Source organism: Oleiagrimonas citrea (genome assembly GCF_012395255.1).
Taxonomy (GTDB): domain Bacteria; phylum Pseudomonadota; class Gammaproteobacteria; order Xanthomonadales; family Rhodanobacteraceae; genus Oleiagrimonas; species Oleiagrimonas citrea.
On the sequence record NZ_JAAZQD010000008.1, the window covers coordinates 1 to 15877 of the forward strand.

At 63.0% G+C, this 15877-nt stretch carries 13 protein-coding genes and 1 tRNA gene; all 14 read left to right on the forward strand.

From position 1 onward, the window contains the following. Window positions 1–131 (forward strand): EF-Tu C-terminal domain-related protein (locus HF690_RS14750; protein WP_484549350.1); only part of this gene is annotated, 131 nt, incomplete at its 5' end. A gap of 120 nt (window positions 132–251) precedes the next feature. Further along, window positions 252–327 (forward strand) — tRNA-Trp (locus HF690_RS14755). A gap of 12 nt (window positions 328–339) precedes the next feature. Beyond that, entirely contained in the window at window positions 340–726 is a 387-nt protein-coding gene (gene secE, locus HF690_RS14760; protein ID WP_113063522.1) for a preprotein translocase subunit SecE, read from the forward strand. A 10-nt stretch (window positions 727–736) separates the two neighbouring features. Further along, window positions 737–1297, forward strand: coding sequence for a transcription termination/antitermination protein NusG (gene nusG / locus HF690_RS14765; protein ID WP_043101847.1), 561 nt, complete (start codon window positions 737–739; stop codon window positions 1295–1297). Window positions 1298–1475: 178 nt separating this feature from the next. Further along, window positions 1476–1904, forward strand: a complete 429-nt coding sequence (gene rplK, locus HF690_RS14770; protein WP_113063521.1) for a 50S ribosomal protein L11 — start codon at window positions 1476–1478, stop codon at window positions 1902–1904. 3 nt (window positions 1905–1907) lie between these two features. Next, the gene (gene rplA / locus HF690_RS14775) at window positions 1908–2612 is read left to right on the forward strand and encodes a 50S ribosomal protein L1 (protein WP_113063520.1); all 705 of its coding nucleotides are present in this window, start codon (window positions 1908–1910) and stop codon (window positions 2610–2612) included. Between the two features lie 342 nt (window positions 2613–2954). After that, window positions 2955–3479 carry a 50S ribosomal protein L10 gene (gene rplJ / locus HF690_RS14780; protein WP_113063983.1) on the forward strand — a complete coding sequence of 175 codons (525 nt, stop codon included), beginning with the start codon at window positions 2955–2957 and terminating at the stop codon, window positions 3477–3479. Window positions 3480–3539: 60 nt separating this feature from the next. Continuing rightward, window positions 3540–3920, forward strand: coding sequence for a 50S ribosomal protein L7/L12 (gene rplL, locus HF690_RS14785; protein WP_113063519.1), 381 nt, complete (start codon window positions 3540–3542; stop codon window positions 3918–3920). A 218-nt stretch (window positions 3921–4138) separates the two neighbouring features. Then, the gene (gene rpoB, locus HF690_RS14790) at window positions 4139–8299 is read left to right on the forward strand and encodes a DNA-directed RNA polymerase subunit beta (protein WP_113063518.1); all 4161 of its coding nucleotides are present in this window, start codon (window positions 4139–4141) and stop codon (window positions 8297–8299) included. Between the two features lie 25 nt (window positions 8300–8324). Next, entirely contained in the window at window positions 8325–12545 is a 4221-nt protein-coding gene (gene rpoC, locus HF690_RS14795) for a DNA-directed RNA polymerase subunit beta' (RefSeq protein ID WP_113063517.1), read from the forward strand. A gap of 171 nt (window positions 12546–12716) precedes the next feature. Next, complete coding sequence (gene rpsL / locus HF690_RS14800) at window positions 12717–13091, forward strand: 30S ribosomal protein S12 (protein WP_043101834.1); 375 nt, start codon at window positions 12717–12719, stop codon at window positions 13089–13091. A 15-nt stretch (window positions 13092–13106) separates the two neighbouring features. Further along, on the forward strand, window positions 13107–13574 hold the full coding sequence (rpsG, locus tag HF690_RS14805) for a 30S ribosomal protein S7 (RefSeq protein ID WP_168609993.1): 468 nt from the start codon (window positions 13107–13109) through the stop codon (window positions 13572–13574). A 42-nt stretch (window positions 13575–13616) separates the two neighbouring features. Beyond that, window positions 13617–15707: an elongation factor G gene (fusA, locus tag HF690_RS14810; protein ID WP_113063515.1), complete on the forward strand. Its 2091-nt coding sequence runs from the start codon at window positions 13617–13619 to the stop codon at window positions 15705–15707. A 53-nt stretch (window positions 15708–15760) separates the two neighbouring features. Continuing rightward, window positions 15761–15877: GTP-binding protein (locus tag HF690_RS14815; RefSeq protein ID WP_168609640.1), on the forward strand; the 117-nt coding region annotated here is incomplete at its 3' end.

Consider the following 15877-nt stretch of genomic DNA (forward strand, 5'->3'; position numbering starts at 1 on the left):
TGCCGGGCGACAACGTGAAGATGAAGGTCGAGCTGATCGCGCCGATCGCGATGGACGAAGGCCTGCGCTTCGCGATCCGCGAAGGTGGCCGCACCGTCGGCGCCGGCGTCGTCGCCAAGATCTTCGAGTAAACGCAGTGCAGGTGTCGACCGAGCTGAAATGTGGTTCGGTCGACTCCAGATGAAGTTTGTGGCCGGCGGTCCGTGCAAGCGGTCCGCCTTGGTCATTTCGACGCGATAGAATTCATTCATACGGCAGTAGCTCAATTGGCAGAGCAGCGGTCTCCAAAACCGCAGGTTGGGGGTTCGATTCCCTCCTGCCGTGCCATCCAGGGTGCGCATGAACGCGAAGGCTGAACAAACCAACAAGTCGAGTGCTGGCGATAAGCTGATGCTGGCGCTTGCCGTGCTGGTGCTGGCGGCCGGTATCTTCGGCTTCTACTGGTATGCGAATGCGGCGCAGTCCTTGCGCGCCGGTATTCTGGTCGGTGGCCTGGTCGTTCCGGCCGGGCTTGTCATGCTGACCAGCTACGGTCGTCGCATTCGCCACTTCCTGGCCGAATCGCAGTTCGAAATGCGCAAGGTGGTCTGGCCCAATCGCGACGAGACGGTCAAGACCACAATCATCATTCTCATTGTCGTGGTGATCCTGGCCCTGCTGCTGGGCGCGATCGACATGCTTCTGAAGACGGTCGTCCTCGAGTGGCTTCTCAAGCTCGGAAAGTGAGGGTAAGGGCATGAGCAAGCGCTGGTATGTGGTGCACGCCTATTCGGGCTTCGAGAATCAGGTCAAGCGTTCCCTTGAGGAGCGTATCCGTCGCATGGAAATGGAGGCCAAGTTCGGCGAGGTCCTGGTGCCGACCGAGGAAGTGGTCGAAATGCGCGCCGGTCAGAAGCGCCGTAGCGAGCGGAAGTTCTTCCCTGGCTACGTGCTGGTGCAGATCGAGACCGACACCGAAGGCAAGGCGCCGCGCATCGACGACGAGTGCTGGCATCTGGTCAAGGATACGCCCAAGGTGATGGGCTTCATCGGCGGTACCGCCGATCGTCCGCAGCCGATCAAGGACAGCGAGGCCGACACGATCCTCAGCCGTGTGCGCGAGGGTGTCGAGAAGCCGCGTCCGAAGGTCTTGTTCGAGCCGGGTGAGATGGTCCGCGTCATCGACGGTCCGTTCAACGATTTCAACGGTGTGGTCGAGGAAGTCAACTACGAGAAGAGTCGCCTGCGCGTCGCGGTGCTCATCTTCGGGCGCTCCACGCCGGTCGAGCTGGAATTCGGGCAGGTGGAGAAATCCTGACCCGCGGGTAGCAAGGCTTGTAAGAAGCTGTTTTCCCGCCTATACTAGGCTGTTCACGCCGTTCCTTTTGGGGCCGGCGTGTACGCGTTTGTGGCCCGGCGGAGCCGAGGCCGTCCCGTCATCAAGGATGGTGTGAAGCGAGGAGCCGTCAGGCGCTTGCACTCGCAAGGAAAATAACATGGCAAAAAAAGTCATTGGATACATCAAGTTGCAGGTGAAGGCCGGTCAGGCCAATCCGTCTCCGCCCGTCGGTCCGGCGCTGGGTCAGCGCGGTCTGAACATCATGGAATTCTGCAAGGCGTTTAATGCCGCCACGCAGAAGATGGAGCCGGGTCTGCCGATCCCGACCGTCATCACGGCGTATTCCGACCGTAGCTTCACCTTCATTACCAAAACCCCGCCGGCCTCCGTGCTGCTGCGCAAGCTGACGGGCGTGAAGAAGGGTTCGTCCAAGCCGAACACCGACAAGGTGGGCAAGGTTACCCGTGCCCAGCTCGAAGAGATCGCCAAGCAGAAGGAGCCGGATCTGACGGCTGCCGATCTGGAAGCCGCGGTGCGCACCATTGCTGGTAGCGCGCGCAGCATGGGCCTGGTGGTGGAGGACTAAGTCATGGCGAAGCTCACGAAGCGTTTCAAGGCAATGCAGGGTCTGGTCGAGCCGGGCAAGACCTATCCGCTCAGCGATGCGCTGTCCATGATCAAGGACAACGCCAAGGCCAAGTTCGTCGAGTCCATCGACGTGGCCGTGCGCCTGGGTATCGATGCGCGCAAGTCCGATCAGGGTGTGCGCGGTTCCTCGCTGCTGCCGCACGGCACTGGCAAGACCATCAAGGTCGCGGTGTTCTGCCCGGCCGGTGAGAAGGCCGAGGCCGCCAAGGCCGCCGGCGCCGACGCCGTCGGCATGGAAGACCTGGCCGAGCGCCTGCAGGGCGGCGATCTGGACTTCGGTCGCGTGATCGCCACGCCGGACGCCATGCGCGTGGTCGGCAAGCTCGGTCAGTTGCTGGGTCCCCGCGGCCTGATGCCGAACCCGAAGGACGGCTCGGTCACGGCCGACGTGGTCACCGCGGTGAACAACGCCAAGGCCGGTCAGGTGAAGTTCCGCAACGACAAGGCGGGCATCATCCACGCCAGCGTCGGCAAGGCGGATTTCGACGTCGAGAAGCTGGCGGACAACATCAACGCGCTGGTGTCCGACCTGCTGAAGGCCAAGCCGGCGACGGCCAAGGGTCAGTACCTGCAGAAGGTTTCGGTGTCCAGCACGATGGGCATCGGTATCGCCGTCGACACTTCGACGCTGTCGGCAGGCAAGTAAGAATCAAGTCCCGTTCGGCTCTCGGGCCGGGCGGGCAGTTTTTGGGGGCAACATCCGGTATATCCGGATGAAGCCGTCAAAGACCGCAGGCGGCTCGAGCGGTCGCTCCGGAACGGCAAGGACGCGCGTGTTTAGCGATGGAAAGGTCCCCGGGGTGCTCATGAAAGCCTTAATCGGTCCCAACCGGCCTGCGTAGATGGTGCTGCCCGAACAGGTTTCATCCTGGAACGGCCACCAAGTCGGCATCGAACGATGCCGGGGGACCGCAAGGACGTGGTTTCCATAACCCGCTTGGGAGCGGTGGCGCGAAGGATGCGTCGCCGATCCGGTTCGGAGGAAGCAATGGCGCTCAATCTCGCGCAGAAGAAAGAGGTCGTTGCCGAACTGGCGAACGTGGCCGCCTCGGCTCACTCGCTGGTCGCCGCCGAGTATCTGGGTCTCACCGTCGAGCAGCTCACCGAGCTGCGCAAGAAGGCGCGCGAGTCCGGCGTGTTTCTTCGCGTTGCGAAGAACACCCTGGTTCGTCGTGCAGTGGAAGGTACCGACTACGAAGGTACTTCCGACCAGCTGGTCGGTCCGCTGCTGTATGCCTTCTCGGTCGAGGATCCGGGTGCCGCCGGTCGACTGGTGAAGGAATTTGCCAAGGCCAATGACAAGCTGAAAGCCAAGATCGTGGCTATCGGCGGCAAGGTGTATCCGGGCTCGCATGTCGAAGTCCTGGCTTCCCTGCCGACGCGCGATCAGGCGCTCAGCATGCTGCTCAGCGTGATGTCGCAGCCGGCCACCCAGCTGGTCCGTCTGTTGTCGGAGCCTGCCTCTCAGGTCACTCGCGTGATCAACCAGGCCGGGCAGCAGAAGGCCGCCTGACGTTTCGCCCTACGGCAATCCCATTCAAACGTAACAGTCGTTTTTCCAGGAGTTATCAAGATGTCTCTCAGCAACGAACAGATCATCGACGCGATCGCCGAGAAGTCCCTCGTCGAGGTGATGGAGCTGGTCAAGGCGATGGAAGAGAAGTTCGGCGTGTCCGCCGCCGCTCCGGTCGCCGTGGCTGCTGGCCCGGCCGCCGGTGGTGCCGCCGCCGCCGCCGAGGAGCAGACCGAGTTCGACGTGGTCCTCGCCGCCGCCGGTAGCAACAAGGTCTCCACCATCAAGGCCGTGCGTGCCATCACCGGTCTGGGCCTGAAGGAAGCCAAGGACATGGTCGAAGGCGCCCCGCAGACCCTGAAGGAAGGCGTGAGCAAGGACGAGGCCGAGAAGTTCAAGAAGGACCTCGAGGAAGCCGGCGCCAAGGTCGAGCTGAAGTAAGCGGCGCCTTGCGCGCTGCATACTCGACCCGAAGCACAGCGAGCCTGGGGGCGAGAGCCCCCGGGCTTTGCCTGTTGAAGCAAAACCCGTAACCCGGAAGAGGGCGATGGGCCATCGGCACTTGCGAATGATCGCGAGCGTCGATTTCCGATCTTCGTTTTCCAACTTTAGCCGGTGTTTTTCCACCGGCGTCACTGCGAACCGAGGCGGTATCCACCATGACCTACTCGTTTACCGAGAAGAAGCGCATCCGCAAGGATTTCGGCAAGCGTCCTCCGGTGCTGGACGTTCCCAACCTGCTGACGATCCAGACCGATTCCTATCGCGACTTCCTGCAGCAGAATGTGCAGCCGAAGAAGCGTGAGGAGAAAGGTCTGCACGCGGCGCTGAAATCGGTGTTCCCGATTTCCAGCTATTCCGGCAACGCCGCGCTGGAGTACGTGGACTATCGCCTGGGCGAGCCGCCCTTCGACGAGCGCGAATGCCGCAACCGTGGCATGACCTACGGTGCGCCGCTGCGCGTGACCGTGCGCCTGGTCATCTACGACAAGGACAGCCCGGCCTCCAAGAAGACCGTCAAGTACATCAAGGAGCAAGAGGTCTACATGGGCGAAATGCCGCTCATGACCGAGACCGGCACCTTCATCGTCAACGGCACCGAGCGCGTCATCGTCTCGCAGCTGCACCGTTCGCCGGGCGTGTTCTTCGATCACGACAAGGGCAAGACGCACAGCTCGGGCAAGCTGCTGTTCTCCGCGCGCGTGATCCCCTACCGCGGCTCCTGGTTGGACTTCGAGTTCGACCCGAAGGACGCGTTGTTCACTCGTATCGACCGCCGCCGCAAGTTGCCGGTGACGGTGCTTCTGCGTGCGCTGGGCTACAACGACGAAGAGATCCTGGCGATCTTCTTCGAGCACAACGTGTTCCATCTGAATCAGAAGGAAGGCGCCACGCTGGATCTGGTCGCCGAGCGTCTGCGCGGCGAGACCCTGAACTTCGATCTGGTTGCCGATGGCGAGGTGCTGGTCGAGGCCGGCAAGCGCATCACCGCGCGCCACGTGCGTCAGCTGGCTAAGGCCGACGTCGACACGCTGGAGGTTCCGGACGACTACCTGATCGGCCGTATCCTGGCCGTGGACGTCGCCGACACCAAGACCGGCGAGTTGATCGCTTCGGCCAACGACGAGATCACCGAGGAGCATCTGGAACTGTTCCGCAAGGCCGGCATCGAGACGCTGCCGACCCTGTACGTGAACGATCTGGATCGTGGTCCGTACATCTCCAACACGCTGCGCGTGGACCCGACCAAGACCCAGCTCGAGGCGCTGGTCGAGATCTACCGCATGATGCGTCCGGGCGAGCCGCCGACCAAGGAAGCGGCGCAGAACCTGTTCTTCAACCTGTTCTTCACCTTCGACCGCTACGATCTGTCGGCCGTCGGTCGCATGAAGTTCAACCGTCGCGTCGGTCGCGAAGACGTGATCGGCCCGAGTGTGCTGTTCGATCACAAGTACTTCTCCACGCGCAAGGACGAAGCCTCCAAGAAGCTGCTGGAAGAGCAGGGCGAGGGTTCGGACATTCTCGACGTGCTGAAGGTCCTGATCGACATCAAGAACGGCCACGGCCAGGTCGATGACATCGATCACCTGGGCAACCGTCGCGTGCGTTCGGTCGGCGAGATGGCCGAGAACACCTTCCGTATCGGTCTGGTGCGCGTCGAGCGCGCCGTGCGCGAGCGCCTGTCGCTGGCCGAGGCCGACAACCTGGGTCCGCAGGACCTGATCAACGCCAAGCCGGTGGCCGCGGCGGTGAAGGAGTTCTTCGGCTCCTCGCAGCTGTCGCAGTTCATGGATCAGAACAACCCGCTGTCGGAAGTCACCCACAAGCGTCGCGTGTCGGCGCTGGGTCCGGGCGGCCTGACCCGTGAGCGTGCCGGCTTCGAAGTCCGCGACGTGCATCCGACCCATTACGGTCGCGTCTGCACCATCGAGACGCCGGAAGGCCCGAACATCGGCCTGATCAACTCGCTGGCCGTGTACGCCCGCACGAATCGCTACGGCTTCCTGGAGACGCCGTACCGCCGCGTCGTGAACGGCAAGGTCACCACCGACGTCGACTACCTGTCGGCGATCGAGGAAGGCGACCACGTCATCGCGCAGGCGAACTCGCCGCTCAACGAGGACGGCAGCTTCGTCGAAGGCTTCGTGTCCTGCCGTTTCCGCGGCGAATCCGAATTGCGTCCGGCGTCCGAAGTGGACTACATGGACGTTTCGACCATGCAGACCGTGTCGGTGGCCGCCGCGCTGGTGCCGTTCCTGGAGCACGATGACGCCAACCGCGCACTGATGGGCGCGAACATGCAGCGCCAGGCCGTGCCGACGCTGCGTTCGGAGAAGCCGTTGGTCGGTACCGGCATCGAGCGCCCGACCGCGCGCGATTCCGGCGTGACCGTGGCCGCCCGTCGCGGCGGCGTGATCGACCAGGTCGACGCCGGCCGTATCGTGGTCCGCGTCAACGAGGACGAGATCCAGGGCAACGACGCCGGCGTGGATATCTACACGCTGGTCAAGTACACCCGTTCCAACCAGAACACCAACCTGAACCAGCGTCCGCTGGTCAAGGTCGGAGACATCGTGGCCAAGGGCGACACCTTGGCCGACGGCAGCTCCACCGACATGGGCGAGCTGGCGCTGGGTCAGAACATGCTGGTCGCGTTCATGCCGTGGAACGGCTACAACTTCGAGGATTCCATCCTCATCTCCGAGCGCGTCGTGCAGGAAGACCGCTACACCTCGATCCACATCGAGGAGCTGACCTGCGTGGCCCGCGACACCAAGCTGGGTCCCGAGGAGATCACGGCCGACATCCCCAACGTGGGCGAACAGGCGCTGGCGCGTCTGGACGAGTCGGGCATCGTGTACATCGGTGCCGAGGTCAAGGCCGGCGACATCATGGTCGGCAAGGTCACGCCGAAGGGCGAGAGCCAGCTGACCCCGGAAGAGAAGCTGCTGCGCGCGATCTTCGGCGAGAAGGCGTCCGACGTGAAGGACAGCTCGCTGCGCGTGCCGCCGGGCATGGATGGCACCGTCATCGACGTGCAGGTCTTCACCCGCGACGGCATCGAGAAGGACAAGCGCGCCAAGCAGATCGAGGAAACCGAGCTCAAGCGCATCCGCAAGGATCTGGACGATCAGTTCCGCATCCTGGAAAGCGCGATCTACGATCGCATGCGCGAGAAGCTGGTCGGCAAGGTCGTCAGCAGCGCGCCGGCCGGTCTGAAGCGCGGTTCGGAGATCACCGACGAGTACCTCGACGGCCTGAAGAAGGACGAGTGGTTCAAGATCAACGTCAAGGACGAAGAGGCCGCCGAATTCCTGGAGCGTGGCGCCAAGCAGATCAAGGCGCACAAGGACGATTTCGACAAGCGCTTCAAGGAGAAGCAGGGCAAGATCACCGCCGGTGACGACCTGGCCCCGGGCGTGCTGAAGATGGTCAAGGTGTTCCTGGCCGTCAAGCGTCGCATCCAGCCGGGCGACAAGATGGCCGGCCGCCACGGCAACAAGGGTGTCGTGTCGATGATCGTCCCGGTCGAGGACATGCCGTATTCGGCCGACGGTCGTCCGGTGGACATCGTGCTGAACCCGCTGGGCGTGCCTTCGCGTATGAACATCGGCCAGATCCTGGAAGTGCATCTGGGCTGGGCCGCGAAGGGGCTGGGCGAGAAGATCGCCGGCATGCTCGACGCCAACGAGAAGGCCTCGAAGGTGCGCGAGTTCCTCAACGAGATCTACAACCACGACAGCGCCGAGTTCGGCAACCGCGTGAACCTGAAGTCCTTCAAGGATGCCGAGGTTCTCGAGTTGGCCAACAACCTGCGCGGCGGCGTGCCGATGGCGACGCCGGTGTTCGACGGTGCCGAGGAGCGCGAGATCAAGGCCATGCTGAAGCTGGCCGATCTGCCCGAATCGGGTCAGGCCACGCTGTATGACGGCCGCACCGGCGAGGCATTCGATCGCCCGGTCACGGTCGGCTACATGCACATGCTCAAGCTGAACCATCTGGTCGACGACAAGATGCATGCGCGTTCCACCGGTCCGTACTCGCTGGTCACCCAGCAGCCGTTGGGCGGCAAGGCGCAGTTCGGCGGCCAGCGCTTCGGTGAGATGGAAGTCTGGGCGCTGGAAGCCTACGGCGCGGCCTACACCCTGCAGGAAATGCTGACGGTGAAGTCCGATGACGTGCAGGGCCGCAACCAGATGTACAAGAACATCGTCGACGGCAATCACGAGATGGTCGCGGGCATGCCGGAATCCTTCAACGTGTTGGTGAAGGAAATCCGGTCGCTGGCGATCGACATCGAGCTGGACGAGACCAAGTAATCGGCGCGCGAGCGGAGAGAACCCCATGAAAGATTTGCTCAACCTGTTCAATCAGCAGCGTCAGCCGCAGGACTTTGACGCGATCAAGATCTCGCTGTCCTCGCCGGAGCTGATCCGGTCGTGGTCGTTCGGCGAGGTCAAGAAGCCGGAAACCATCAACTACCGCACCTTCAAGCCGGAGCGTGACGGCCTGTTCTGCGCCGCCATCTTCGGACCGGTGAAGGACTACGAGTGCCTGTGCGGCAAGTACAAGCGCATGAAGCACCGTGGCGTGGTCTGCGAGAAGTGCGGCACCGAGGTCACCCTGGCCAAGGTGCGCCGCGAGCGCATGGGCCACATCGAGTTGGCCAGCCCGGTCGCGCACATCTGGTTCCTGAAGTCGCTGCCGTCGCGCATCGGCCTGATGCTGGACATGACCCTGCGCGATATCGAGCGCATCCTGTACTTCGAGGCCTACGTGGTCGTCGACCCGGGCCTGACCACGCTGGAAAGCGGTCAGATGCTGTCCGAGGACCAGTACCTGGAAGCCGTCGAGGAGCACGGTGACGAGTTCGACGCCCGCATGGGTGCCGAGGCCGTCTACGAACTGCTGAAGGACCTCGATCTCAAGACCGAGGAAATGCAGCTCAAGGAAGCCATCGCGGCGACCAATTCCGAGACCAAGCTCAAGCGACTGACCAAGCGCATCAAGCTGGTCGAGGCGTTCCTGGAGTCGGGCAACAAGCCCGAGTGGATGATCATGACGGTGATGCCGGTGCTGCCGCCGGATCTGCGTCCGCTGGTGCCGCTGGACGGCGGTCGCTTCGCGACCTCGGATCTGAACGATCTGTACCGCCGCGTCATCAACCGCAACAACCGCCTGAAGCGTCTGCTCGACCTCAATGCGCCGGACATCATCGTGCGCAACGAGAAGCGCATGCTGCAGGAGTCGGTGGATGCGTTGCTGGACAACGGCCGTCGCGGCCGTGCCATTACCGGCACCAACAAGCGCCCGTTGAAGTCGCTGGCCGACATGATCAAGGGCAAGCAGGGCCGCTTCCGCCAGAACCTGCTGGGCAAGCGCGTCGATTACTCCGGCCGTTCGGTCATCGTGGTCGGCCCGACCCTGAAGCTGCATCAGTGCGGCTTGCCGAAGAAGATGGCGCTGGAGCTGTTCAAGCCGTTCATTTTCGCCAAGCTGCAGAGCCGCGGCCTGGCCACCACCATCAAGGCCGCCAAGAAGCTGGTCGAGCGCGAAGAGGCGGAAGTCTGGGACATCCTGTCCGAGGTCATCCGCGAGCATCCGGTGATGCTGAACCGCGCGCCGACCCTGCATCGTCTGGGCATCCAGGCGTTCGAGCCGGTGCTGATCGAAGGCAAGGCCATCCAGCTGCATCCGCTGGTCTGTACCGCCTTCAACGCCGACTTCGACGGCGATCAGATGGCCGTGCACGTCCCGCTGTCCATCGAGGCACAGCTGGAAGCGCGTGCCCTGATGATGTCCTCCAACAACATCCTGTCGCCCGCCAACGGCGAGCCCATCATCGTGCCGACGCAGGACGTGGTCCTGGGTCTGTACTACATGAGCCGCGAGCTGGTCGACGCCAAGGGCGCGGGCATGGTCTTCGCCAACGTGGCCGAAGTCCGCCGCGCCTACGAGAACCGTGCGGTCGAACTGCATGCGAGCGTTCGCGTGCGCCTGAAGCAGGTCGAGGTCGGCGAGGAAGGCGAGCGCACCGAGAAGGTCGAGCTGGTCCAGACCACCGTCGGTCGTGCGTTGCTGGCCGAGATCATGCCGGTGGGGCTGCCGTTCGAGCTAGCCAACACCGAGCTGACCAAGAAGGCCATCTCGCGACTGATCAATGCCAGCTACCGCCGCCTGGGCCTGAAGGAGACCGTCGTCTTTGCCGACAAGCTGATGTACACCGGCTTCCGTCTGGCGACGCGCGCGGGCATCTCCATCGGCATCGACGACATGAAGATTCCGGAGGCCAAGAAGGGCATTCTTGCCGAGGCCGAGAAGGAGGTCGTCGAGATCCAGGAGCAGTACCAGTCGGGTCTGGTCACAGCCGGCGAACGCTATAACAAGGTCGTCGATATCTGGTCGCGTACCAACGAGCAGGTCGCCAAGGCCATGATCGACGGTATCGGCACCGAGAAGCGCGTCGATGCCGAGGGCAAGGAAGTCGACCAAAAGTCGATGAACTCGCTGTACATCATGGCCGATTCCGGCGCCCGTGGTTCGGTGGCGCAGATTCGTCAGCTGGCCGGCATGCGTGGTCTGATGGCGCGTCCGGACGGCTCGATCATCGAGACGCCCATCAAGGCCAACTTCCGTGAAGGCCTGAACGTGCTGCAGTACTTCAACTCGACCCATGGTGCTCGTAAGGGCCTGGCCGATACCGCGTTGAAGACCGCGAACTCCGGTTACCTGACGCGTCGTCTGGTCGACGTGGCGCAGGACGTGGTGGTGACCACCGAGGACTGTGGCACGACCGAAGGTCTGACCATGACGCCGATCGTCGAAGGCGGCGATGTGGTCGAGCCGCTGCGCGAGCGCGTGCTGGGCCGCGTGGTGGCCGAGGATGTGTATGCGCCGGGCGACGACAGCAACGACCCGATCGTCGAGGCCGGCACGCTGCTGGACGAGAAGCGGGTCGCCATGCTGGACGAGGCCGGCGTGCAGACCGTGCAGGTCCGTTCGCCGATCACCTGTGCGGCTTCGCACGGCGTCTGCGGCATGTGCTATGGCCGCGATCTGGCCCGTGGCCATCTGGTCAACATCGGTGAAGCCGTCGGCGTCATCGCTGCGCAGTCGATCGGTGAGCCGGGCACGCAGCTGACCATGCGTACCTTCCATATCGGTGGTGCCGCCTCGCGTGCCGCCGCGGTCGACAATGTCACCGTCAAGACCACGGGTACGCTGAAGTTCAACAACCTCAAGACCGTGCAGCACAGCCAGGGGCATCTGGTCGCAGTGTCGCGTTCGGGTGAAGTCAGCGTGCTCGACACGCAGGGTCGCGAGCGCGAGCGCTACAAGGTGCCTTACGGCGCCACCATCGACGTCAAGGACGGCGCGCCGGTCAAAGCCGGTCAGACGGTCGCGCAGTGGGATCCGCATACCCATCCGATCGTTTCGGAAGTGGCCGGTGTGGTCCGCTTCAGCGACTTCATCGACGGCGTTACCGTGCAGAGCCAGACCGACGAACTGACGGGTCTGGAAAGCGCGGTGGTGACCGATCCCAAGCGTCGCGGAACCGCGGCCAAGGATCTGCGTCCGATGGTCAAGCTGGAAGACAAGAAGGGCAAGGAGCTCAAGCTGCCCGGCACCGATGTTCCGGCGCAGTACTTCCTGCCGGCCGGCGCCATCGTGTCGATCCAGAACGGTGCCGAAGTCGGTGTGGGCGACGTGGTGGCACGTATCCCGCAGGAAACTTCCAAGACCCGCGACATCACCGGTGGTCTGCCGCGCGTGGCCGATCTGTTCGAGGCGCGCAAGCCGAAGGAGCCGGCCGTGCTGGCCGAGCGCTCCGGTGTGGTCAGCTTCGGCAAGGACACCAAGGGCAAGCAGCGTCTGGTCATCAAGGATGCTGATGGCAACGATCACGAGGAGCTGATTCCGAAGTGGCGTCATGTCATCGTGTTCGAAGGCGAGCACGTGGAGAAGGGCGAGACGGTTGTCGACGGCGAGCCGGATCCGCATGACATCCTGCGCCTGCTGGGTGTCGAGCAGCTGGCCGCCTACCTGGTCAAGGAGATCCAGGACGTCTACCGCCTGCAGGGCGTGAAGATCAACGACAAGCACATCGAGGCGATCATTCGACAGATGCTGCGCAAGGTCGAGATCACCGATCCGGGCGAGAGCACCTATCTCCGTGGCGAGCAGGTCGAGCGTCAGCGCTTCATCGAGGAAAACGAACGCATGGTCAAGCGCGATGAGCGCCCGGCCGAAGCGCAGTCGGTCCTGCTGGGTATCACCAAGGCCTCGCTGGCGACGGAATCGTTCATTTCGGCGGCTTCGTTCCAGGAGACCACCCGCGTGCTGACCGAGGCTGCTGTACGAGGAACGCGTGACACCTTGCGCGGGCTGAAGGAAAACGTTATAGTCGGCCGGCTAATCCCGGCGGGAACGGGTCTTGCCTATCACGCGCAACGTCAGCGCAGCGATGGCCTGACCGCTTCCGAGCTGGAAACTCTCTCCGGCAGCGGTTCCGAGGAATCCGCCGCCGCCGAGACCAGCGAGGCCGGTGCGGCAGACGGCGAGTAATAATCCGGCTGTCGACTACATACGAAATGAGGCGCACGGACGCGCCTCGTGTTCGAACTCAGGGAAGGTTAAGTGCTGCTTGCCATATGGGGGCAGTGCGTGTTAAATTTCCGCTTCTTGGCAGGCCGGATCGCACCGGTCTGCCTTTGTGTTTCTTAGGACAACTTTCGCATGGCGACGATCAACCAACTGGTTCGCAAGCCCCGCCGGCCGAAGAGCTACAAGAGCAATTCGCCGGCCCTGCAGAGCAGCCCGCAGCGACGTGGCGTCTGCACGCGTGTTTACACGACCACGCCGAAGAAGCCGAACTCGGCGCTTCGCAAGGTGGCCAAGGTCCGTTTGACCAATGGCTACGAGGTCATCAGCTACATCGGCGGCGAAGGCCACAACCTGCAGGAGCACTCGGTGGTCCTGATTCGTGGCGGCCGTGTCAAGGATCTGCCGGGTGTGCGTTATCACACCGTCCGCGGCAGCCTCGACTGCGCCGGCGTCACCAAGCGTCGTCAGGCGCGTTCCAAATACGGCGCCAAGCGCCCGAAGGGCTAAGCGAGGATTTGAAAGATGTCGCGTAAAGGTTCACATCCCGCTCGCGTGATCCTGCCGGATCCGAAGCACAGCAGCGAGCTGATCGCGCGCTTCATCAACATGGTGATGAAGAGCGGCAAGAAATCGACCGCCGAGACGATCGTCTACGGCGCACTGGACCACATCGGCGAGAAGAATGCCGAGCCGGTGGCCCTGGTCGAGAAGGCGTTGGGCAACATCGCGCCGGTCGTCGAGGTGAAGTCCCGTCGTGTCGGTGGCGCCACCTATCAGGTGCCGGTCGAAGTTCGTCCGGGTCGTCGCATGGCGCTGGCCATGCGCTGGGTCATCGATGCCGCGCGCAAGCGCAGCGAGACGTCGATGCCGCGCAAGCTGGCTGCCGAGCTGCTGGACGCGTCCGAATCGCGTGGCGGCGCCATGAAGAAGCGTGAAGAGACGCATCGCATGGCCGAAGCCAACAAGGCCTTCTCGCACTACCGCTGGTAATCGCGGTAGTACGGATACACACGAGAATTTCGAGGAATCACCGTGGCACGCACCACTCCCATCGAGCGCTACCGCAACTTCGGCATCATGGCCCACATCGATGCCGGCAAGACCACGACGACGGAGCGCATCCTGTTCTACACCGGTGTCTCGCACAAGATCGGCGAGGTGCATGACGGTGCTGCCGCCATGGACTGGATGGAGCAGGAACAGGAGCGTGGCATCACCATTACGTCGGCCGCGACCACCTGCTTCTGGCAGGGCATGGACCATTCGCTGCCGCAGCATCGCTTCAACATCATCGACACCCCGGGCCACGTCGACTTCACCATCGAGGTGGAGCGTTCGCTGCGCGTGCTCGACGGTGCGGTGTTCGTGCTGTGCGCGGTCGGTGGTGTGCAGCCGCAGTCCGAGACCGTGTGGCGTCAGGCCAACAAGTACGCGGTGCCGCGTATGGCCTTCGTCAACAAGATGGACCGTACCGGCGCCAACTTCGACAAGGTCGTTGACCAGCTGAAGACGCGCCTGGGTGCCCACCCGGTGCCGATGCAGGTGCCGATCGGTGCCGAGGACAACTTCGAGGGCGTGGTCGACCTGGTCAAGATGAAGGCCATCTACTGGGATATGGAATCCCAGGGCACCAAGTTCGAGTATCGCGACATTCCTGCCGAGCTGCAGGAAAAGTGCGACGCTGCCCGCGAGTTCATGGTCGAGTCCGCCGCCGAGACCAGCGAAGAGCTGATGAACAAGTACCTGGAGGAAGGCGAGCTTTCCCAGGAAGAGATCATCGCCGGTATCCGTCAGGGTACGTTGGACACCTCGCTGATTCCGGTGTTCTGCGGCACCGCTTTCAAGAACAAGGGTGTGCAGGCGCTGCTGGACGCGGTCATCGAACTGCTGCCGTCGCCGGCCGATCGTCCGCCGGTCGAAGGCATCGACGAGAACGAGCAGCCGGCCACGCGTACGGCTGACGACAAGGCTCCGTTCTCGGCGCTGGCGTTCAAGATCATGACCGATCCGTTCGTCGGTTCGCTGAGCTTCTTCCGCGTCTACTCCGGCGTGCTGAATGCCGGCGATCAGGTCTACAACCCGGTCAAGAGCAAGAAAGAGCGCGTGGGCCGCATCCTGCAGATGCACGCCAACGAGCGTCAGGAACTGAAGGAAGTCCGTGCCGGCGACATCGCCTCCGCGGTCGGCCTGAAGGACGTCACCACCGGTGACACGCTGTGCGATCAGGGCAACATCATCACCCTCGAGCGCATGGTGTTCCCGGAGCCGGTGATTTCCATGGCGGTCGAGCCGAAGACCAAGTCGGACCAGGAGAAGATGGGTATTGCCCTCGGTCGCCTGGCGCAGGAGGATCCGTCCTTCCGCGTGCGTACCGACGAAGAGTCCGGCCAGACGATCATCTCGGGCATGGGTGAGCTCCACCTGGACATCCTGGTGGACCGCATGAAGCGCGAGTTCAACGTCGAGGCCAATGTCGGCAAGCCGCAGGTCGCGTACCGCGAGACGATTCGCAAGGCCGTCACGCAGGAAGGCAAGTTCGTGCGTCAGTCCGGCGGTAAGGGCCAGTTCGGTCATGTGGTGCTGGAGATCGAGCCGCAGGAGCGTGGCGTCGGCTACGAGTTCGACAACAAGATTGTCGGCGGCGTGGTGCCGAAGGAATACATCCCGGCGGTCGACAAGGGTATCCAGGAAGCCATGGCCAACGGCATCATGGCCGGTTATCCGGTCGTGGACATCAAGGTGCGCCTGGTCGACGGTTCCTACCATGAAGTCGATTCGTCGGAAATGGCGTTCAAGATCGCCGGTTCGATGGGCTTCAAGGAAGGTTTCAGCAAGGCCGATCCGGTCCTGCTCGAGCCGATGATGAAGGTCGAGGTCGTCACGCCCGAGGAATACATGGGCGACGTCATGGGCGATCTGAGCCGCCGTCGTGGCCTGCTGCAGGGTTCCGATGACGGTCCGTCGGGCAAGGTGGTCAACGCGATGGTGCCGCTGGGCGAAATGTTCGGCTACGCGACCAGCCTGCGTTCGAGCACCCAGGGTCGTGCGACCTTCACGATGGAATTCGATCACTACGCCGAGGCGCCGAACAGCATCGCCGAAGAAGTGATGAAAAAGGCCTAAGGCCGGTTGTCTACACGAATCACAAGTACAAGTTCTTTCGAGGTTATTAAGTCATGTCCAAGGAAAAGTTCGAGCGAACCAAGCCGCACGTGAACGTGGGCACGATCGGTCACGTTGACCACGGCAAGACGACGCTGACGGCGGCGCTGACGAAGGTCGGTGCGGAGAAG